Genomic DNA, 22,045 nt, shown 5'->3' with positions numbered 1-22,045 from the left:
AATCGAAACCACAAGCCTTCTGTTCCGGTTCCCTCAAGGGGGACCCGGGTGTGGAAGGCTTTTTTATATCTTGCTATACTCTTAACGATACCCTGACGGCTGAGTCGTTGTAGAGAAAACCATACTTTATTCGTCCGCCGCCGAACCCGGTTCGGCGAAATGGGAAAGGGGCTCAACCATGTTTACCAATAAAGAAAGTTTTAAACAGGAGTTCAAACAAAGGCTTGTCGGCAAGACCGGACGCCAAATGAACGAAGTGACGGAGGACGACGTATACGCCGCGCTCGGCAGCATGATCCGCGAGCGGATCGGCCAGGACTGGGCGGCGACCAACCGCGCGTACACCGAGCAGGGCGAACGCCAGGTTTACTACTTCTCCATGGAATTCTTGATAGGCCGCCTGCTCGGCAACAACCTGCTGAACCTGGGCGTGCTGGAAATGGTGCGCGAAGGACTCGGCGAACTGGGCTGGGACCTGGAAGATATCGAAGAATACGAAGCGGATGCGGGCCTCGGCAACGGCGGTCTCGGCCGTCTGGCGGCTTGTTTCCTCGATTCGCTCGCCTCGCTCGGCTACGCCGGGCACGGCAACGGCATCCGCTACAAATACGGCCTGTTCGAGCAGAAGATCATCGACGGCCACCAAGTCGAACTGCCGGACTACTGGCTGCAAAAAGGCAACGTCTGGGAAGTCCGCCGCGACGACAAAAGATTGAACGTTCGCTTCTGGGGCAACGTCGAAGTCGTGGAAAAAGAAGACGGAAACTACACGTACGAAACGAAAAACGGCGAAGACGTCTGGGCCGTGCCTTACGACGTTCCGGTCGTGGGTTACGAGAATGCGGCCGTTAACACGCTGCGTCTGTGGAGCGCGGAATCGGCGGCCGATCCGACCAAAGGCTTCGGCGGTCCGGGCGGCAGTTACTACAATTTCCTCGATTATAAACGCTCGGTCGAAACGGTATCCGAATTCCTGTATCCGGACGATTCCCAATACGAAGGCAAGCTGCTGCGCCTGAAGCAGGAGTACTTCCTGTGTTCGGCCGGCGTGCAGAGCGTGCTCCGCACCTTCGACAAACTCGGCCTGCCGTACGACCGTCTGCCGGAGAAAGTCGCGATTCATATCAACGACACGCATCCGACGCTGGTCATTCCGGAACTGATGCGCATTCTGCTGGACGAAAAAAGCTTCGGATGGCAGGAAGCCTGGGACATCGTTTCCCGCGTCGTATCGTACACCAATCACACGATTCTGAGCGAAGCGCTCGAAACGTGGCCGGAGCAGATGGTCCGCGAGCTGCTGCCGCGTCTTTATATGATCATCGAAGAGGTGAACAGACGCTTCTGCGCTTCGCTGCTCGAAGAGTATCCGGGAGATCAGGATCGCGTTTCCCGCATGGCGATCATCGCGAACGGACAGATCAAGATGGCGCATCTGGCAATCCACGGCAGCCACAGCGTCAACGGGGTAGCCGCGCTGCATACGGACATCCTGAAAAAGCGCGAGATGAAGGACTTTTACGAACTCTATCCGGAGCGCTTCAACAACAAAACGAACGGCATCACGCACCGCCGCTGGCTGATGCATGCCAATCCGGACCTGGCCGGCGTGATCGAAGGGGTCATCGGAACGGGTTGGAAGACCCGGCCGGACGAACTGACGCAGCTGCTGAAGCATGCCGGCGATTCCGTGTTCCAAGATAAGATCCGCACGGTCAAGCATAAAAACAAGGAGCGTCTCGCTTCCTACATTTACAAAAAGCACGGCATGGCGGTCGACACGAACTCGATCTTCGACGTTCAGGTCAAACGTCTGCACGCGTATAAGCGCCAGCTGTTGAGCGCGCTGCACATCATGGACATGTACAACCGCATCAAGGAAAATCCGTCGCTCGAATTCACGCCGCGCACGTTCATCTTCGGCGCGAAGGCGGCTCCGGGCTATTATATGGCGAAGCAGATCATCAAGCTGATCAACAATATCGCCGATACGGTCAATAACGATCCGCAGACCAAAGACCTGCTGAAGGTGTTCTTCCTGGAAAACTACTCGGTATCGTTGGCGGAAAAAATCATTCCGGCGGCCGACGTCAGCGAGCAAATTTCGACGGCGGGTAAAGAAGCGTCGGGGACGGGCAACATGAAGCTGATGATGAACGGCGCTCTGACGATCGGTACGCTTGACGGAGCGAACGTCGAAATGTACGAATCGCTCGGCGACGAAGGGATGTACCTGTTCGGACTGCGCGTGGAAGAAGTCGAGAAATACTACCGCGAAGGCGGTTATTCCGCCGGGGCGATCTACAACAGCGACGAGCGCGTGAAAAAAGTGCTGGATCAGCTCGTTCATCCGGGTCCGTTCTGCCATAACGGCCAAACGTTCGATCCGATCTACCATTCGCTGCTGAGCCACAACGACGAATACTTCGTTCTGCGCGACTTTGCCAGCTATGCGCAGACTCAGGAGCAGATCGGCCTGGATTATCTCAACACGAAAAGCTGGACGAAAAAGGCCATTTTGAACATCGCGAAATCCGGCCGTTTTGCCGGCGACCGCACGATCAATGAATACGCGACGGAGATCTGGGGCATCAAGCCTTTGAGCAGCCGTTCCGGCATCCCAAATATCCGTTAATCCTACTCGCTTAAAATCCGCTTCCTCCCACGGAAGCGGATCAGAGTGTAGAGAAAGTCACGTAGGAGGAAGAAGCGAGCCGACTCCGAGAGAAATTCGTTCCGGTCGCGTGTTGAAATCGAGAAAAGGGATCAAATGTTAGCGGGATTTTCTCGATTTCAAAGGCGAACACTATCGTTCCTTCACTGAATTTCTCTCTCCGTCGTCTCGCTTCTAGCTACGTTAGATTTTCTCGACACGTTGATCCGCTTCCTCTCACGGAAGCGGATTTTTTTGCGTGGAAAGGGACTTGTGTGCTCTTCGCACAACATTGGGAATAACTTGCTTTCCTCGGCAGGAATTTGCAAGAACGCGCCGAATCTTATATCCTTAACTATCTTTAGGTTCATCGTTTCGAATTTTTCGTCCGAACCGTTCAATGACGACATGTATCATCCCGGCCGACGAGACGCGGTGCGGGCGTGTCCCCGTTGGCTGAACTTTTTACAGAGGAGCGACCCTGATGAAGATAAGATTAGCCAGACCCGAAGATGCCGCAGGCATTGCGCAGGTTCATGTCGACAGTTGGAAAACGACGTACAAAGGGGTCATTTCGGACGATTACTTGGATCAGCTGTCCGTGGAGGAACGCTGGAACCGTTGGGAGAAGCGTTTGACCGATCCGGAACCCGGGGAAGGCGTGATGGTTGCCGAGAACGAACGGGGACAAATTTGCGGATTTCTCGATTACGGTATCGACCGCGAGACGGGCCGGATCGGCGAAGCGGAGCTGTACGCCGTCTACTTGCTGCAGAGCGAACAGCGCAAGGGCATCGGCCGCAGAATGATGCGCCAAATGGTGGAGCGGCTGCGGGAGAGCGGGTACCTTTCGTTGATGGTATGGGTGCTGGAGCAGAACCCGGCCGTTCATTTTTACCGGAAACTCGGAGGCGAAGAACTCGACCGCAAACAGATTCGGATCGGGGAAGAAACCTTTACGGAAATCGCATTGCATTGGCGCGACATCGCCCGGCTGACGATCTGAAGGGAAGAGTGAGCAACCGCCATGAGTTTTCATTTGGATCCGCAAACCGTCTATATTTTTCTGATTTGCGGACATGTGCTTACCATCGTGCTGCTGAGCGCCTATCGTCTCAGCGAGAACCGGGACGCTTCGATCTCTCTCTTTTTTACCGCCAAGCTGATCCAGGCGGGCGCTTGGACGTTTATGCTGCTGAAGGCAAGCCTCGGCGAGCTGGCCGTAATCTCGCTTTCGAATACGCTGCTCTTCCTCAGCACGGCTTTCGAGGCGGGGGCGCTGCTGCGGCTGCAGGGGGCGCTTACGCCTCGCGCCCGAAGACTCGGCCTTCTTCTGGTGTCGACGGCCATTTTGTCCTTTAACGGCATTGTTTTTTTTCGCAATGAAGAAATGCTTCGCATTGCCCTGGCTTCCGTATTTTCAGGTTTGTTGGTCGCGCCGCCGGCCCTCCTCCTGCTGACGCAGCGGAAAGCGACGGCGCTGCGCAGGCTGATGGGCGTCCTGTATACGTTTGTCGCCGCCTGTCTGTTCGTGCGCGCTTCGGCGGCTTGGTTCGCGCAAAACGGCGCGGAAAGCGTCTTGGCGGCGAACGTCAGTCAAAGCTTGTTTACGATCTCGGCCTACATGACGATGATGCTGGGCAACACGGGCTTCGTGCTGCTGGCCAAACAGAAATCGGACGAAGAGCTGCAGCGTTTGGCGAGTCTGGACGACCTGACGCAAATCTGGAACCGACGGACCTTTTTGAACAAGTCCCAGATCGTGTTGGAACGATATGCCAAGCGCCGCCGCCCGGTTTCTTTTTTGCTGTTCGATATCGACGGCTTCAAAGGAATCAACGATACATACGGGCACGATATCGGCGACCGGGTTCTGAGAGAAATGAGCGAAGTGGTGGCGCGCCAGCTGGGGCCGGAAGATCTGTTCGGGCGCTACGGCGGAGACGAATTCGCGATTCTGCTGCCCGGCGCCACGAAAGCGGAATCGACTCTGTTGGCGGAGCGCATGCGTACCGCGGTGGAAGGTTCTTATACGCTCAGCATCGGCGCGCTGACTTTCGTCCCCGAACATCGTTCCGATCTGGACCGGATTTACAAATGCTGCGACCTTGCCCTATATGAAGCCAAAAAGGGCGGGCGAAATCGAATGGAACGCGCCGAGGCCCATTTCGAAACTCCGGCGGCTTCCGAAAGCATGCTCGAACAGGTCCGGGTCTGAGCGGATAATGCCATACAAAAAAGGAACTTTGACAGCTTGAAATATAATTTTCAGGAAATTTCGTAAAAGGGGGCTGATTTTTCAACTTCGCCGTGCTAAGATACGTTTGTTTTCCAAACGAACGATCGAAGGAGGGTGAAGAGATGCAAGTCAAAAACGGTACCGCTCCGACCCGGCTGCCGCTGGAGAAAGAGTTCAACTTGTTCCGTTTGACCTGGCCGATTTTCCTCGAAGTTTTTCTGTTTATGCTGATGGGGATCGTCGATACGCTCGTCCTGAGCGCCGTATCGGACGATGCCGTGGCTGCCGTAGGGGCGGCCAACCAGGTGATCTCGATCGCCATCCTGATTCTCGAAGTCGTCGGTAACGGTGCCGCTATCGTTATCGCCCAATATATCGGAGCCCGGAATCACTACGAAGCCGCCCGGATCTCGGGACTGTCCATTACGCTTAATCTGATGCTCGGCGTGCTGATGAGCGGAATCTTCCTGATTTTCGGCCAGCACCTGATGACGATGCTGAATCTGCACGGAGACATCCTCGTGTACGCGAATTCCTATCTGGCCATCGTCGGCGGCGCGATTTTCCTGCAGGCGCTGATCAACATGCTGTCCGCCACGATTCGAACTTACGGACAGACGAAGGCCACGATGTTCGTCGCTCTGGGCATGAACGCTTTGAACCTGGCCGGCAACTACCTGCTCGTGTTCGGCCATCTGGGCTTCCCGCAGCTCGGCGTGCAGGGCTCGGCTCTTGCCACGGTCATCAGCCGCGCGGTCGCGGTCTTCTTCCTGGTGTGGATGCTGTACCAGGTCATGGAAGTCCGCATTCAGTTCAAGTTCTACCTGAATTTGTCGCGGGAGTATATCATGAAGATTCTCAAGATCGGCATTCCGTCCGCGCTTGAGCAGATTACGTACCAGTCGTGCCAGATGATCTTCTTTTTCTATGCCACGTTCCTCGGCGCTCAGGCGCTTGCGGCACGGCAGTATGCGACGAATATCTCGATGTTCATTTATTTGTTCGCCGTCGCGGTCGCGATCGGAACCGGCATCATCGTCGGCCGCCTGGTCGGCGCCAACCGCAAGGAAGACGCCTATCATCAGGTATGGAGCAGCGTCAAGCGCGCGATCGTCATTACGGTGGTCGTCGACCTCGTCGTCATTCTGCTGCGCCATCCGCTGGTCGGCATCTTCACGGAAGACGCGGACGTTATCCGGATGGCGACGCAGGTGCTCGTCCTCAGCATCGTGCTGGAGACGGCCCGTACGTTCAACATGATCGTGATCGGTTCGCTGCGCGCCGCCGGCGACGCCAAGTTCCCGGTCTACGTCGGCCTCGTCTCGATGGTCGGCATCAGCCTGCCGCTCGGCTACGTGCTGGTGTTCCAGTTCAACATGGGCCTGCCGGGCATCTGGCTGGCGATCGCCGCCGACGAATGGATTCGCGTCGCCATCATGTACATGCGCTGGAAGAGCCGGGTATGGAAAAAACACTCGCTCGTGCAGCACGACGAACCGGAGCAGGGCGAGAACCTCGTACCGCCGGCCGCTCCTTCGGTATAAACACAAGAACGCGGCTGCAAAGACGCCGGTTCCGCGTCCCCTTGCCGGCCGTTATATGAGCCCTTTTCGCAAACGGCGGTTTCCGCTATCCGATCCAAGCCCGCTTTCCGCGCCGGAATCTCCGGCAGGGAAGCGGGCTTTTCGCTTTGCTCGTCATAGCGGACGCGGACTGGCTTTTCCGTCCGAAACTCCGCCTGCTTCTGAGATGCCTTCGCGCGTCCGTTCGTCCGGCACTTCTCCTTGCGGGTACGCATAAAAAGGGAACTGCCGTACCGTAGACGAAAACGGGAGCACCGCCCGGAGCGCGGAACGCATGAAGCGTCACGAGCAGCACGTAACGCGTAACGGATCGCATATCCGTTAGAGCCTCCTTTATGATCGCGTTTCCGTTTTAACGGATCTCATAACCGTTAACTCCCCAAAAGGGTCTTCAACCGCCGTTTATTCCCCTTTTTTCTCGTTTAAGCGTCGCCTGGTTCCTTTAAAAATTCAAACTGCCTTGAATCCTGCTCTAAGCGTCTCATTGTTCCGTTAGTCTTTCGATGCAGCCTTCCCTCTCCTTCGCATCGCCTTCATCGTCCCGCCCCGGCGGGACCCCTACGAATTGGTTGTCCCCGTCCCCGCCCTCGGCGGGACCCGCGCACTGGATTGCCCTCGTCCCCGCCTTCGGCGGGACCCCCATGAACAGGGTGTCCCCGTCCTCGCCCTCGGCGGGACCCGTGCACTGGATTGCCCTTGTCCTCGCCCTCGGCGGGACCCGTGCACTGGATCGCCCTTGTCCCCGCCTTCGGCGGGACCCCCATGAACAGGGTGTCCCCGTCCCCGCCCTCGGCGGGACCGGCGCACTGGATTGCCCTTGTCCCCGCCTTCGGCGGGACCCGTGCACTGGATCGCCCTTGTCCCCGCCTTCGGCGGGACCCCCATGAACAGGGTGTCCCCGTCCCCGCCCTCGGCGGGACCCGCGCACTGGATTGCCCTCGTCCTCGCCTTCGGCGGGACCCCCATGAACAGGGTGTCCCCGTCCTCGCCCTCGGCGGGACCCGTGCACTGGATTGCCCTTGTCCCCGCCCTCGGCGGGACCCGCGCACTGGATTGCCCTCGTCCCCGCCTTCGGCGGGACCCCCACGAACTTGGGTATCCCTGTCCTCGCCTTCGGCGGGACCCGCCCCTGCGTATTGGACTTTTCTCCTCGCCTCCGGCGGGAGCGGCTGTGTGCCGAGTGGAGCGGGCGGAATCGGAGTGAAGAAGCGGAGCGTTCGCCTTTGTTTTCGGATTCCCACCCTGAAAGTCTGCCAATGGAAGGAATCCGAAAACAACAAGCGATCGTAACCCGATTCCGCCCACGGAGCGCCCCCCACACAGCCCCCTCTTCCACGCAAAATTTTAACCTTTTTGTGACCAAGATCACTTTTTTTCGCATTTTGCCCCCGTTTTTGTGATAAACCTCACTAAATCGCTGTGAGATTTCTGACAAACTAATTGCAGATTTCGTTCACGCACGTGAGCAGCATCATCCTACATAGCAGAAGAGAGGAAGGGATCACATGGATGTGGTCGAACTAGCGCGGCTTCAGTACGCGCTGACGACGATTTACCACTTCTTTTTCGTCCCGGTGTCGATCGGCCTGGTGCTGTTCGTCGCCCTGATGGAAACGATGTACGTGGTCAAGAAAGACGAAAAGTACAAAAAGATGGCGAAGTTCTGGGGCAAGCTGTTCCTGATCAACTTCGCGGTCGGCGTCGTGACGGGGATTCTGCAGGAATTCCAGTTCGGCATGAACTGGTCGGATTACTCGCGCTTCGTCGGCGACGTGTTCGGCGCGCCGTTGGCGATCGAAGCGCTGTTCGCCTTTTTCCTGGAGTCGACGTTTATCGGGCTGTGGATTTTCGGCTGGGACCGCCTGTCCAAAAAGCTGCACCTGGCCTGCATCTGGCTGGTCGTAGTGGGCACGACGCTGTCGGCGTTCTGGATTTTGACGGCCAACTCGTTCATGCAGGAGCCGGTCGGCTTCAGCGTACAGAACGGGCGGGCGGAGATGAACGACTTCTTCGCGCTGATCTCGAATCCGCAGCTGATGTCCGAGTTCCCGCATACCGTGTTCGGCGCTTATCTGACGGGGGCATTCCTCGTGGCCGGCATCTGCGCGGTCAAAATGCTGGGCAAAAAGGACGTGCATCTGTTCAAAGTTTCGTTTAACATCGCGATCGTGATCGGTCTGATCTCCTCGCTCGGCGTGGCGTTCAGCGGACACTCCCAGGCGAAACACCTCGTGCAGAGCCAGCCGATGAAGATGGCCGCGGCCGAAGGCATCTGGGAAACGACGCCGGAAAAAGCGCCGTGGGCGATCATTTCCGGCATCGACACGAACGGTCAGAGCAATTCGTTCGAGATCAACATGCCGATTCCGGGCCTGCTGAGCTACCTGTCCTACGGCCAGTTTACCGGCTCCGTGACGGGCATGAAGGAACTGCAGGCGCAGTACGAGCAGCAGTACGGCGAAGGGGACTACATTCCTCCGGTCAAAACGACGTTCTGGAGCTTCCGCATCATGGTGGCGAGCGGCGGGCTGCTGATCCTGCTTTCGCTGTACGGCACGTACCTGGCGCTGCGCCGAAAAGTGGAGCAGGCGCCGAAATGGTACTGGCATGCGATGAAATGGGCGATCGCGCTGCCGTTCATCGCCAATACGTCCGGTTGGATCATGACCGAAGTGGGCCGACAGCCGTGGACCGTGTTCGGGCTGATGACGACCGCGGACAGCGTGTCGCCGAACGTCTCGGCCGGTTCGGTGCTGTTCTCGATCATTACGTTCACGGCCGTGTATACGCTGCTCGGCGGCGTGATGGCGTATCTGTTCGTCAAAGAAATCAAGCATGGACCGGGCGGAGAACAGGAAGGGCTCGAGCAGCCGCACGATCCGTTCGAGAAGGAGGTTGCTCATGTCTCTTAGTGAACTGTGGTTTATCTTGGTCGCGGTACTGTTCATCGGTTTCTTTTTCCTGGAAGGGTTCGACTTCGGCGTCGGCATGGCGACCCGTCTGCTGGCGAAAAACGACAGCGAAAAACGCATGCTGATCAACTCGATCGGCCCGTTCTGGGACGGCAACGAAGTCTGGCTGCTGACGGCCGGAGGCGCGATGTTCGCGGCATTTCCGAACTGGTACGCGACGCTGTTCAGCGGCTTCTACATCCCGCTCGTCGTGCTGCTGCTCGCGCTGATCGCGCGCGGCGTGGCTTTTGAATTCCGTGGCAAAGTCGGCAGCGACGGCTGGCGCAAAGCCTGGGACATCTCGATTTTCCTCGGCAGCTTCCTGCCGCCTTTCCTGCTGGGCGTCGTGTTCGCGACGCTGATGAAAGGCATGCCGATCGACGCCGATATGCAGATGCACGCCGGATTTTTCGACGTCGTCAACGTGTATTCCGTCGTGGCGGGCCTTACGGTCGTCTGCCTGTGCGTCGTGCACGGCCTGATGTTCGCGGCTCTGCGCACCGAAGGTTCGCTGCGGCTGCGGGCGCGCGAGATGGCACGCAAATGGCTGATTCCGCTGGCCGCTCTGCTGGTCATTCTGGCTGGTCTCACATTCGTGTCCACCGACGCTTTCCAGAGTAGAGGCGTGATTCTGGCGATCATGGCCGTTGTCGGCGCCGCAGCCTTCGTGCTGGCGGGCTACTTCATGAAGCGTGGCCGCGAAGGTTGGGCGTTCGGCATGACCGGTTCGGTGATCGTGCTGGCGGTCGCCGCGGTATTCGTCGCTTTGTTCCCGCGGGTTATGGTCAGCTCGCTCGGATCGGCGTTCGACCTGACGGTCTATAACTCGGCCTCGGGCAATTATTCGCTGAAAGTGATGACGATCGTGTCGCTGGCGCTGCTGCCGTTCGTTCTGGCGTACCAAATCTGGAGTTATTTCGTCTTCCATAAGCGCATCCACGAGAAGACCCACCTGGAGTACTGATATGGGACGGGGCCTCGGAAAGCTGAAAGGCATCAAGCCCGTCATGGCGGTACTGGCGCTGTGTGCCATGGTGCAGAGCGCGGCCGTGATCCTGCAGGCGGTGTGGCTGGCTCAGGCGATCTCCGGATTGTTCGCGGGCGACAGCCTTTCCGAGCAGGCGGGCCGCCTGACCGGCTTTCTGGCGGCCCTGCTTCTGCGTCAAGGCATGACGTTCGTTCAATCGAAAGTGTCTTACCGGTTCGCGGAAAAAACGGGCGAAGAACTGCGTCGGCAAATGATGGACAAGCTGTTCGAATTGGGACCGCGCGCCGCCGGAAAGCTCGGCACGGGCAATCTGGTCACGCTGGTGAGGGAAGGCGTCGGCAAATACCGCACGTTTCTCGAATTGTTTCTGCCGCGGCTGATGACCAATGTGTTCACGCCGCTGTTTATCGGTCTTTACGTGCTCCGACTGGACTGGATTTCGGCGCTGCTGCTCGGCTTCGTTTTCCCGATCCTGATCGCGTTCATGATTTTGCTGGGCATGGCCGCGCAGAAGCAGATGGATAAGCAGTGGGCGACTTACCGCGTGCTGTCCAACCACTTCGTCGATTCGCTGCGCGGCCTGGAGACGCTGAAGTTCCTCGGCCGCAGCCGAGCTCACGCGGAGTCGATCGAACGCACGAGCGAGCGGTACCGCAAGGCGACGATCCGCAGCATGCGGGTGGCGTTTTTGTCTTCGTTCGCGCTCGATTTCTTTACGATGCTGTCGGTCGCCTGCGTGGCGGTCAGCCTGGGGCTGCGGCTCGTGAACGGAACATTCATGCTCGAAGGCGCGCTGACCATTTTGATTCTGGCGCCGGAATTTTTCGTGCCGATCCGTTCGCTCGGCGCGGACTATCACGCGACGATGGACGGGAAGGAAGCGGGCGAACAGATCCAAGCCATCATCGATGCGCCGTCTCCTTTTAACGAATCGGATCAACAGGGGAATGAGCGGGAAAGCTCGATCGGGCAAGAATACGGAGAGCGACTTGCCGGAGTCGAAGCATCTTCCGTTTTCCCTGCCTTGCGCTTGCGCGGAGTCACCGTGCGGCACGACGAAGACGCGCCAGCGTCGCTGCAGGACGTAAATCTTGAACTGACGGGACCGCGCAAAATCGGCGTCGTCGGACTGAGCGGCGCGGGCAAATCGACGCTGATCGACGTGCTCGGCGGATTTCTTCCTCCGGGCGCGGGAAGCGCGTGCTGGACGGACGGCGGCGAAGAACGGCCTCTGACCGGGCGCGCCTGGAAGGAACAGATGACTTACATCCCTCAGCAGCCGTATCTGTTCAGCGGCACGCTGGCGGAAAATATCGCTTTTTACCGCCCGGACGCCAGCCCCGCCGAAGTTCGGCGGGCCGCGGAAGATGCCGGCTTGGCAGGCGTGCTGAACAAGCTGCCGCTCGGGCTGGACGAGCCGGTCGGCGCGGGAGGGCGGCCGCTCAGCGGCGGCCAGGAGCAGCGGGCGGCCTTGGCGCGCGCGCTGCTGGGCGGTCGGCGGATCATGCTGCTGGACGAGCCGACGGCGCATCTGGACATCGAAACGGAATACGAGCTGAAAGCGACGATGCTCAAGCTGTTCGAGAACCGGCTCGTGATTCTGGCGACGCATCGGCTGCATTGGATGGCCGACATGGATCATATTATCGTAATGGACGGCGGGCGCGCTGTAGAAGAGGGCACGCATGAAGAGCTGCTTGCCCGCGGCGGCGCATATGCCGCGATGCTGGCCGCGGAGTGGGAGGGAACGGCATGAACGGAGGACACCGCGCCAAGCGCGCGAGCGAACTGAAAAGCATGTCCGGCGGGGAAGGAGCCGTACGGCTGCCCGGAGGTTTGGCCGTGCCGGGACGCCGGGCGGCAGAAGCGGAGATCGACAAGCCTGCCGGCAATCGTAGCCAAGCGGCCGGCGATCCCGGGTCTTCCGCGCCGCAGGGCTGGATCGCGCCTTATCTGCGGGCCAACGCGCTTCGATTCGCGCTGATCGTCGCGCTCGGCGCGCTGACGGTATTGGCGGCCGGCATGCTGACTTTTACCTCCGGCTACCTGATTTCCAAGTCGGCACTGCGTCCGGAAAACATTCTCATGGTTTATGTGCCGATCGTCGGCGTGCGCACGTTCGGCATCGCCCGCTCGGTGCTGCGCTACGTCGAGCGGCTGAGCGCGCATGACGCGGTGCTGCGGGTGCTCTCGAAAATGCGGGTGCGCCTGTACGGACGTCTGGAGCCTCAGGCGCTGCATATGCGTTCGCGCTACCGTACGGGCGACCTGCTCGGGCTGATGTCCGACGATGTGGAGAAGCTGCAGGACGTCTACGTGCGCAGCATCTTTCCGGGCGTGACGGCGCTGCTGACGTATGCGGTCGTCGTGCTGGCGCTCGGTTGGTTGGACTGGAGCTTCGCGCTGCTGATGGCGCTCTATCTGCTGCTTCTGGTCGCCGTTCTGCCGTTCGTGTCGCTTCGCGTCACACGCCGCAACCAGATCGGACTGAAGCGGGCGCAGTCTGCGCTTTATGGCCGTCTGACCGATGCCGTGCTGGGGCTCGGCGACTGGACGATCAGCGGCCGAGGCGCGGAATTCGCCCGCAGCTACGAAAACGGCGAGCGGGAAGCCTCTCTCTACGAGCGCCGTATGAGCGCCTGGACGAGACGCCGCGCACTGCTGACTCAGATGCTGATCGGCCTGCTGGTGCTCTTGGCCGCCGTCTGGGCGGCCGGCCAACTGGAAGGCCGCAGCATGCCGGCGACGCTGCTGGCCGCGTTCGTGCTGGTCGTGATCCCGCTGTCGGACGCGTTTACGCCGATGGCCGACGCGGCGAACCGGATTCCGTCTTACCGGGAATCGCTGCAGCGCTTGAGCGTGCTGGACCGCGAAGCGGACGCCGGGATTGTTCCGGCTTGTGCGATTGCGCCGGAAGAGGCTGCCGGTATCCGGCAGAACGCCCATATCCGTATCCGCGGCGCGGGCTTTCGTTACGGCGGCGGCGAGGAGTGGGCGGTGTCCGACCTCGATCTCGACATTCCGCAGGGCAAGCGGATTGCCGTCATCGGACGCAGCGGTTCGGGCAAGTCGACGCTGCTCAAGCTGATTCAGGGCGCTTATCCCGTACAGCGCGGCGAATTGACGTTTAACGGAATAAGCGCGAGCCTGCTGGCGGAGGAGATGCCGAATGTTTTGTCGGTGCTCAATCAGAGCCCGTACTTGTTCGATACGACCGTCATGAACAATATCCGGCTCGGACGCGAAGACGCTTCGGATGAGGATGTGCGCGAAGCCGCCCGGCGCGCCAAGCTCGGCGAACTGATCGAATCGCTGCCGAAAGGCTATGCGACGCCGATGCACGAGGCCGGAGCGCGCTTCTCGGGAGGCGAACGCCAGCGGACGGCCTTGGCCCGTGTACTGCTTCAAAATACGCCGGTGCTGCTGCTGGACGAACCGACGGTCGGTCTCGATCCGCGCACCGAAGCGGCGCTGCTGCATACGCTGCTCGCCGAGACGGAGGGGAAAACGCTGATCTGGGCGACCCACCATCTGGTGGCGGCCGAGCGGATGGACGAAATTATTTTTATGGAAGAAGGACGTATCGTACTCCGAGGCACGCATGCCGAGCTGATGGCTTCGTCGGTACGCTATCGCAGCTTGTATAGGTTGGACCGCCCGTGGGAGACCGAGGCGGATCCGGGACCGGTCGAAAAAAGCGCGCAGCGCTGATTCGCCGGCTGCTTCCCGTCGCGTTTCGCAAAACGTTCGAATGAACGGCCGAATTTTCGGCCTTTCGTGCGAACGCTGCGGGACGCGATTTTTTGCGTGCGGATCGAGAGCCGACGCGTGGAAGCGGCGGCAAATCCCCGGCAGACGAAAAGAAATAGTTCCCGGGCGGAGGAGCGCCTCCGATTCGGGTATATAGATGAAGTATATCCGCAACTACATAGCGGCCGCGCTCCCGCGAAAGGGAAAGCGTTTGCGACAGCGCGGCCGCGTCAATTCGTCGAAGGGGGAACGCGAGATGAAGGTATGGGCTGTATGCGGAGATCGCTGGCATCCGGCGGAGGTCGTCCGGCATGGGTTGGACAAGCTGGCCGGCGGCGAATTCGAATTTACGGTGACGGACCGGGCGGAGGACTTTGACGCCGCCCGCTTGGAAGAGTATCCGGTCGTGCTGGTCGCGCGCGCGAACAGCCAGTCGGAAGAGGAAAAACGGTTCTGGATGAACGAAAAAGTGCAGAATGCGTTCGAGCGTTATGTGGAGCGCGGAGGTTCGCTGCTCGCCGTGCATGCCGGAACGGCCGGTTATGAAGAAAGCGACCTATTCCGGCGCTTGGCCGGCGGAGCTTTCGTCCATCATCCCGAAGCGTGCGAAGTGACCGTTCATCCGGAAAAACAGCATCCGATCGCGGCGGGCGTCGAGGCGTTCTCGGTGCACGACGAGCACTATTTTATGGAATGGGACGATCCGGTGGCGGATCTGATTATGACTACCGTATCCGAGCACGGCGCGCAGCCCGGAGGGTGGACGCGTTCGTACGGCCGCGGCCGCGTCTGCGTGCTGACGCCGGGACACGAGCCGGAAGTCTGGCTGCATCCGATGTATCAGAAGCTGCTGCGCAGCGCGCTGCATTGGTGCGCGAGACAGGACTCCGCGGGACGGGACGTGTGAGCGGAGCAGAAAGTTAAGCGGCACGGCAGCTTTCCGTCCGAATTCGCCGGAGCCGTCACGGTGCATCGCCGGGCGATCAGGCACAGGGTTAGAGACAAGATCGAGACAAGCGAAGGAGGAGCATACCGTGGACAGAACAGCCTGGATTTTGAATTTGCGCGAACCGTTCGGAGCGGCACTGGGACGCGAGCTGACAGCCCGCGGCTGGAAGGTCGTCGGCGGAGATCCCGGGGAAGAGCGGGAAATCTTATCCGTGCCCGGACAGCGCAAGATAGGCGAAGAGGGAGAGATTCCCGCAGCCGGCCGGCCGAACGCCGAGGGGATCGAAGAACCGGGCGGAAGCAGCGGCTGGACGCACGGAACCCATATCGGGGAGAATCCCGAGATCCCTACGGGGACGGGGACGTCGGGATTGAACGACTTTGAAGGCTCGGTCGCTTTCGGACCCGAAAGCAACGGGCGTCACGGCGGATACGAACAGGAAGAGCGGGAGGGAACGGATACGCAGGTAAAGTCGGCACAATCGAATGCGGCTGCCGCCTCTTCTTCCGCTGGCGCTTTCTCCGACGCCGACAGCGCCGCTTCGCTGCCGGAACACGGCCGGATGCATGTCGTTCCGCTGGATTTGGATCAGCCCGGGGAAGCCTGGGAGGAAGCGGCACGGCTGACGGCCGGACTTGCGGACCGGATCGATCTCCTGGTATTGAACGCGGGCGAGATCGTTCCTGAGCGGGACGGGGAAGCAGGCGCGGATTCCGTTAAGGAGGAGGCGATCCAAGCGGCCGATATCGGGGCGGATTTCCCTGCGGAAGGCACGACGGAAGAACGTCTGCGGGATTACGAAGCTTATGCGCTGACGCCGCTGCGGGCCGTGGAGCATCTGCTTCCGCTGATGGACGCGGAAGGCGGGCTGAAGCGCATTTGCTTCGTGTCGTCGCACGAAGGCAGCATCTCGGCGGGACATGCGGACGTCCCGATCGGACGCGCGATGGCGCGTACGGCGCTGCATATGCAGGCCAAGCTGCTGTTCAACGACCTCGGCCGGGAAGGCTATACGTTCCGGCTGTACGATCCCGGCCTGTCGCCGCTCCGCGGGGCGATGCCGGGCGGCCTGCCGGGAGCGGCCGACAGCAGCGGGAGCAAAGGCGACCGGCCCGCCGCTGCGGCCGAGCCGATGATGTCGCTGCCGGCCATGGTCGGGGAATCCGCACGCTTCGCCGCCGGATTTTTCACCAATCCGCATGCCGACGAAGAGCGTCTCGTATTGACCGGCAGCCGCGGCGAAGAATGGCCATTTTGAAAGGAGGAGAGGCGATATGAACAAGCATAACGCCGTCGTGACCGGCGCCGACCGGGGACTCGGTCTCGCGCTGGCGGAAGGGCTTCTGGCGCGCGGTTGGCGGGTCTTCGCCGGCAGCTACCTGCCGGACTGGCCGCAGCTTCGCGAGCTGGAACAACGTTACCCGGGCACGCTGATTATCCTGCCGCTGGACGTCTCTTCCGATTCTTCCGTGCTGGCCGCCGCGGCCGCCGTCGAGGAGCGCACGCGCAGCATCGATCTGCTGATCAACAATGCGGGCGTCATCACGGACAAGAACGAAGACTCGATTCGGGTTCCGCAGGATTACGACGAAATGATCCGGCTGTACCAGGTCAATTCGCTCGGTCCCGTGCGGACGAGCGAAGCTTTTCACCCGCTGCTGGAGCGCGGCGAATTGAAGCGGATCTGCTTCGTTTCTTCGGAAGCCGGCAGCATCGGCAAAGCGGAACGAACCGCCTGGTTCGCCTACTGCATGTCCAAAGCGGCGCTCAACCGCGGCGTCCGCACGCTGTTCGACCGGCTGCGGCCGGACGGCTATACGTTCCGGCTGTATCATCCCGGCTGGATGCGAACCTACATGTCCGGCGAGAAAAATAACGAAGCCGAGCTGGAGCCGTCCGAATCGGCGGCGCCCGCTCTGGAGTATTTCCTCGGCAGCACGCTGCCGTGGGACGACAAGCCCCACTCCGTCGACGAAGACCGGCCGGTGATGCGCGACTGGCAGGGCCGGGAATGGCCCTGGTAGCGAAGGCGGTCTCGCCTTGCTCCATCGTCCATACGGCGGAGAAACAGGCGGGGCAGACGGATTGCCCGCACAAAAAAACGGCCCTGTTTCCCTCGATAAGAGGGAACAGGGCCGTTTGCTGTTTGTTTCGAGAAATTTGGAAGCGTCTCGGTTCGGATTACCAGATGCTGACCCGATCCTCCGGCGCGACGTACATGGCATCCTTGTCGGTTACGCCGAATGCTTCGTAGAACTGCGGGAAGTTGCCGATGGTGCGGTTGACGCGGACTTTATTCGCCGAGTGCGTATCGATGGTAGACATGTAAGCCGCCGCTTCGCGGCTCATCGTAGTGCGCCAGATGGTGGCGTAGCCTTCGAAATAGGCTTTGTAGTCCGGGTTCTGCATCTGGGACAAGACCTGCAGCGAGGCGGCCATGCCGCCGAGATCGGCCACATTTTCGCTGACGGTCAGGGCGCCGTTGTTGGTCACGCCGGGGATGATTTCCACGCCGTCGTAATATTGAATCACGCGCTGCAGCTTCTCCTGGAACCGCGCATAGTCTTCCTTGGTCCACCAATCGACCGCGTTGCCGTTCTCGTCGTAGGAAGCGCCCAGATTATCGAAGGCGTGGCTGATCTCGTGCGCGATCACCATGCCGATCGCGCCCATGTTCGTTTCCGGCTTGGCTTTGATGTCATAGAACGGAGCCTGCAGAATGCCCGCCGGGAACACGATCTCGTTGTTCAGCGGGTTATAGAAGGCATTGACGGTATACACGCTTACCGCCCAGGCGTCTTTATCGGCCGGTTTGCCCAGGGACGCGATCATCTCCTGCTTGGCGGCTTTGCTGATGGCGACGAAGTTGTCGAACAGCGACCCGCCGTTTTTGACCGAAACGATCGAGACGTTTTTCAGGCTGTCGTTCCACTCGTCCGGATAACCGACTTTGATCTTCATCGTCTCGAGTTTTTTGACGGCTTTGGCTTTGGTGGTTTCGGACATCCAGTCGAGGTTCTGAATCCGCTGCTTGTAGACGCCGATGAACTCTCCGACCATTTTTTCCACGTCCTGCTTCGCCTGCGGACTGAAATAGCGCTCCGCGAACGTTTGGCCCAAATAGTCGCTCATAACGCTTTGGGTCAACGCGACCGCTTTCTGCTGCCGGGTCTTCTGGCCTTCGACGCCGTACATTTTCGCCTGGAAGTCTTCCGACAGCTTCTCGAAGTCTTCGGACAGCACGCTGCCCGTGCCGCTCAGCAGCATCGCTTTGGCGTAAGCCTTAAGCGCATCCAGATTTTTGTCCGTCAGCAGCTCGGCCGACTGTTTCGTCAATCCCGGGTCCATGACGATGATCTTGTCGGCCGAGTCCAATCCCAGTTCTTTCAGGATTTTGCCCGTGTCGATACCCGGGAAGAGCGCTTCGAACTGCTTTTTCGTATGCGGATTGTAGTACTTGCTTACATCGTTCTTATCCTGGGGATCCATCGAGGCCGAAGCAAGCTGCTTTTCGAAAGCGAAGACCGATTGGGCTTGAGTCTGCGCGGTTTTCTCGTCGCTGCCGCCCAGTCGGAACAGACCGGTCAAATAGCCGACGTAAAGCTCCTGCACCGCGGCATTGTCCGACGTATAGCTGTTTTTGTCCAGCGTGGTCGCGAGCGCTCCGAAGTACAGCGCGTTTTTGCTGCTGTCTTTGGCATCGCTCATGACGCCGAACGTCAGCAGCGAACCTGTCGCCAGATCGTGCTCGATCTTCATCGTCGCGTCGAGCAGCTGCTGCACGCTGGCCGCCTGGTCGATCGATTTCAAATAACCCGCGATCGGCTGAATGCCCTGTTTGTTGCGGTGTTCGATGTCGAGCGCGTTTCCGTAGAAGTCCGCGATTTTTTGCTCGACGGAGCCCGGCGTCTGCGGCTTGGCGGCGATCTGTCCGATCATGTCGCTGATGCGCGCGTCGTTCTCCGCCGTCATTTCGTTAAACACGCCGTTGCTCAATTCGCCCGCGCCGATCGTGGACGCGTTCAGCCATTTTTTATTTATGTATTCATAGTAATCGTCGCGCGGGTTGCTGCCTTCGAGAGCCATTGCGCGGTGGGTGAACGTCTCGAGCTGTTCCCGCGTGACGGGATCGGAAGAGCCGAGCTCGCCTTCTGCCGTGCCGTTCACGATGCCCGCTTTGGCCAGTCTGGACAATTCGCTCTGGGCCCACGTCGGAACGTCCTTGAAGGAAGCCGGAGTACCGATCTGGCGCAGATCGTTGCCGACGGGCGTCGGGAGGTTCGGGAACGCGCGGCCGAGCATGACCAGCGCTTCGATGCGGGACACGGGGCGGCTCTCGGCGGTGTTGCCTTTGGCATCGCCTTTGAGAATGTCGGATTTGCCGACGTTCGGCGCGTAATCGTCCGTAATGCTCAGCAGATAGTCGACGACCTGCGCCCGGGTAAGCGTAGGCTCCTGTGCCTGCGCGAATGCCGAAGCGGGCAGAGCGGACAGCAGCAGGGATGAAGCGAGAAGCAGCGATGCGGTTTTTTTCACAAAAAATCCTCCTCATAAAATTCGCAAATAGACCCGGCGCGCTTTACGCGCTCGTACGGAGGCGTGCGGCGGATCGAAAGGGAAGAGCAAGGGGACCGCGTTCATGCACGTTCATACGCAGCGGCCGGGTCGCTTGCTTTCCTGCCAAGTATACGGGAAAACAAACCATAAGTTTCGACCTTGGCAAGCAATTGCGGGAAAAAGCGAAAAAAGAAGGCATGCTCATATGACGAGCGCCTTCTTTTCGGGAGTGTGCGTTTGTCTTATGCTGCCCGAGACGTTATTCCCACGACGAGATCGTCGTCAGTGTGCCGTCGATCGAATAAGGACCGAAGTTCGCCGGGAGAATGAAGTGATCGCCTTTTTTGAGCGCGTACTCGCCATTGCCGCCTTTCAGCGAACCTTCTCCGTCCAGGATGCTGACGATCGTGTAGCGATCGCGCGTACCGAATTCGGCACGGCCGTCGACTTCCCATTTCTGCACGGTGAAGAAGCCGTTCGCAACGAATTTGGTGATCGTGACGCCTTCGAAGCGGTCCGTCTCGTACGCGCCGCCTTTGTAGAACTGCGGGATGGTAGTCACTTCGATCGCTTTTTCCAGATGCAGCTCCCGGCCCCGGCCGTTGGCGTCCTTACGATCATAGTCGTACACGCGGTAAGTCGTGTCCGAACTCTGCTGCGTTTCCAGCACGACGATGCCTTTGCCCAGCGCATGGATCGTTCCGCTCGGCACGTAGAAAAAGTCGCCCGGCTTGACCTCGATCTTCGTCAGCAGTTCGTCCCACTGACCGGCTTCGATCATCGAGCGCAGCTCTTCGCGCGACTGCGCGTTGTGGCCGTAGATAATGGAAGCTCCCGGCTCGGCGTCGACGATGTACCAGCATTCCGTTTTGCCCAGTTCGCCGTTCTCGAATTCTCGCGCGTACGCGTCGTCCGGGTGGACCTGCACCGACAGATCGTCGGAAGCGTCGAGGATTTTGGTCAGCAGAGGGAACACGTCGGAATCGGATTCGCCGAACAGCTCGGGACGGTCGTTCCACAGATCGCCCAGCTTGGTGCCCGCGTACGGGCCGTTATGTACGATGCTTTGTCCGTTCTTATGTCCCGACACGGCCCAGCATTCGCCGGTCTTGTCGTTGGGAATGTCGTAGCCGAACAGGGTGTTCAGCTTGGTGCCGCCCCAGATGCGTTTCTGGAAAACGGGGGTGAGAAAAATCGGTTCGTTCATGGTTTCTCGCGCTCCTTCGTTGGTCTGATAGGTTTCCGCTGAGTTATTACCCGGCGGGAGGGCGTTTAGACGCCTCCGACGGCCCGCCGCTCAGGCTGCCGCGTTTCGTGAGCGTTCAGTAAGCTTGATGCACGAGCGAAGCCGCTCCGATCAGTCCGGCGTTCTGACTCAAAGCGGCCGGTACGATAGCCGTTCGGCGGCCCGCCGGGCTCAGCGCGTGCTCCGATACGTAAGAACGGATCGCCTCGAACAGCGGATCGCCGATCTGCGACACCCCGCCGCCGATGACGAGCATTTCCGGATCGAGCGTGTTGATGAGCGATACGCAGCCCATGCCGAGGCGCCGATACGTGACGTCGATAAGAGTCTTCATCCGCGCGTCGCCGCCTGCCGCGAGATCGAACGCCTCCTTGGTGCCGACCGACCGGCCGAGCAGCTCCGACGCCTGGCGCGCGATGGCCGTGCCCGACGCGATCTGCTCCCAGTACCCTTCGGTGCCGGCGGCGCCCGGCTCGACCATGATGAAGCCGACGTCGCCCGCGTTGCCGGATGCCCCCGTGATCAGCCGTCCGTGCATGTAAATGCCGGCGCCTATTCCGGTGCTTACCGTGATGAACACGAAGCTGTCGGCCTCCTGCGCCGCGCCGAGCCATTTCTCCGCCAGCGCCGCCGCCGTCGCGTCGTTCTGAAAATGCACCGGCCACGCGCCGAAGTGCTTGCGAAGCTCCTCGACTACGCCGAAGCCGTGCCAGGACGGCAGATTCGGCGGGCTGTCCAGCCGGCCGTTTCTGGCATCGAGCGGTCCCGGCGCGCCGACGCCGATGCCTTTGACGTCCGCCGGAGAGACGTTCTGCCGATCCAGCAGTCCGTTTACCGCCGCCGCCGTTTCCGCAATGAGTTCCGCGGGCGTCTTGGCCGGATCCGTCTTAAGCGACTGCTGCGCCAGCACGTTCCCCTGTTCGTCCACCAGGCCCACGGCAATCTTGGTGCCTCCGATATCGATTCCGATCGCGATCATCTTAATGCCTCCCGATTGTGAATTGACTTGACAAAACTTGACGAAAATTAAATATGTAAAGTAACATGAGCTCAGCATAGCATATTTCAGGATGGAGGAACAGCGCCGCCGGACGGATGTCGGAATTCGTCCAAACGGCGCCGGCCTTAT

At 59.9% G+C, this 22,045-nt stretch carries 14 protein-coding genes; 11 read left to right on the top strand and 3 right to left on the bottom strand.

All coding sequences use genetic code 11. From position 1 onward, the window contains the following. The first annotated feature begins 178 nt into the window (after positions 1-178). From GYN08_RS15570 to GYN08_RS15520, 11 genes are all read left to right on the top strand, one after another. Positions 179-2,635, top strand: a complete 2,457-nt coding sequence (locus tag GYN08_RS15570) for a glycogen/starch/alpha-glucan phosphorylase (RefSeq protein WP_166275875.1) — start codon at positions 179-181, stop codon at positions 2,633-2,635. Between the two features lie 502 nt (positions 2,636-3,137). Continuing rightward, positions 3,138-3,659, top strand: coding sequence for a GNAT family N-acetyltransferase (locus GYN08_RS15565; protein WP_166275873.1), 522 nt, complete (start codon positions 3,138-3,140; stop codon positions 3,657-3,659). 21 nt (positions 3,660-3,680) lie between these two features. Continuing rightward, on the top strand, positions 3,681-4,871 hold the full coding sequence (locus GYN08_RS15560) for a GGDEF domain-containing protein (RefSeq protein WP_166275871.1): 1,191 nt from the start codon (positions 3,681-3,683) through the stop codon (positions 4,869-4,871). Positions 4,872-4,963: 92 nt separating this feature from the next. Then, positions 4,964-6,436: an MATE family efflux transporter gene (locus GYN08_RS15555; protein WP_408015073.1), complete on the top strand. Its 1,473-nt coding sequence runs from the start codon at positions 4,964-4,966 to the stop codon at positions 6,434-6,436. A gap of 1,544 nt (positions 6,437-7,980) precedes the next feature. Continuing rightward, positions 7,981-9,387: a cytochrome ubiquinol oxidase subunit I gene (locus GYN08_RS15550; protein WP_166275867.1), complete on the top strand. Its 1,407-nt coding sequence runs from the start codon at positions 7,981-7,983 to the stop codon at positions 9,385-9,387. Then, complete coding sequence (cydB, locus tag GYN08_RS15545; protein ID WP_166275865.1) at positions 9,377-10,390, top strand: cytochrome d ubiquinol oxidase subunit II; 1,014 nt, start codon at positions 9,377-9,379, stop codon at positions 10,388-10,390. Before GYN08_RS15550 ends, cydB begins: the two co-directional genes overlap by 11 nt. Before the next feature lies 1 nt (position 10,391). Next, positions 10,392-12,170: a thiol reductant ABC exporter subunit CydD gene (gene cydD / locus GYN08_RS15540; RefSeq protein ID WP_166275863.1), complete on the top strand. Its 1,779-nt coding sequence runs from the start codon at positions 10,392-10,394 to the stop codon at positions 12,168-12,170. Beyond that, positions 12,167-14,125 (top strand): thiol reductant ABC exporter subunit CydC, encoded by a 1,959-nt coding sequence (gene cydC, locus GYN08_RS15535; RefSeq protein WP_235946309.1) that lies wholly within the window; start codon positions 12,167-12,169, stop codon positions 14,123-14,125. The genes cydD and cydC overlap by 4 nt, the downstream gene beginning before the upstream one ends. A 295-nt stretch (positions 14,126-14,420) precedes the next feature. After that, complete coding sequence (locus tag GYN08_RS15530; RefSeq protein ID WP_166275861.1) at positions 14,421-15,071, top strand: ThuA domain-containing protein; 651 nt, start codon at positions 14,421-14,423, stop codon at positions 15,069-15,071. A gap of 127 nt (positions 15,072-15,198) precedes the next feature. After that, positions 15,199-16,371: a Rossmann-fold NAD(P)-binding domain-containing protein gene (locus tag GYN08_RS15525; RefSeq protein ID WP_166275859.1), complete on the top strand. Its 1,173-nt coding sequence runs from the start codon at positions 15,199-15,201 to the stop codon at positions 16,369-16,371. Positions 16,372-16,387: 16 nt separating this feature from the next. After that, entirely contained in the window at positions 16,388-17,137 is a 750-nt protein-coding gene (locus GYN08_RS15520; RefSeq protein WP_166275857.1) for an SDR family NAD(P)-dependent oxidoreductase, read from the top strand. Positions 17,138-17,294: 157 nt separating this feature from the next. On the opposite strand, the gene GYN08_RS15515 is transcribed toward GYN08_RS15520, so the two are convergent. The 3 genes from GYN08_RS15515 to GYN08_RS15505 all read right to left on the bottom strand — a co-directional run bounded on the left by GYN08_RS15515 (position 17,295) and on the right by GYN08_RS15505 (position 21,895). After that, the gene (locus GYN08_RS15515) at positions 17,295-19,649 is read right to left on the bottom strand and encodes a M13-type metalloendopeptidase (protein WP_166275855.1); all 2,355 of its coding nucleotides are present in this window, start codon (positions 19,647-19,649) and stop codon (positions 17,295-17,297) included. A 280-nt stretch (positions 19,650-19,929) separates the two neighbouring features. Continuing rightward, positions 19,930-20,877 carry a mannose-6-phosphate isomerase, class I gene (gene manA / locus GYN08_RS15510; RefSeq protein WP_166275853.1) on the bottom strand — a complete coding sequence of 316 codons (948 nt, stop codon included), beginning with the start codon at positions 20,875-20,877 and terminating at the stop codon, positions 19,930-19,932. A gap of 115 nt (positions 20,878-20,992) precedes the next feature. Next, a complete protein-coding gene (locus GYN08_RS15505; RefSeq protein ID WP_166275851.1) occupies positions 20,993-21,895 on the bottom strand; it encodes an ROK family protein in 903 nt (300 codons plus the stop codon). Between the last annotated feature and the right edge of the window lie 150 nt (positions 21,896-22,045).

The organism is Saccharibacillus alkalitolerans (assembly GCF_011090185.1).
Taxonomy (GTDB): Bacteria; Bacillota; Bacilli; order Paenibacillales; family Paenibacillaceae; genus Saccharibacillus; species Saccharibacillus alkalitolerans.
The sequence above is the reverse complement of the archived record's forward strand: the minus strand, read 5'-3'. Positions and strand labels throughout refer to the sequence as shown.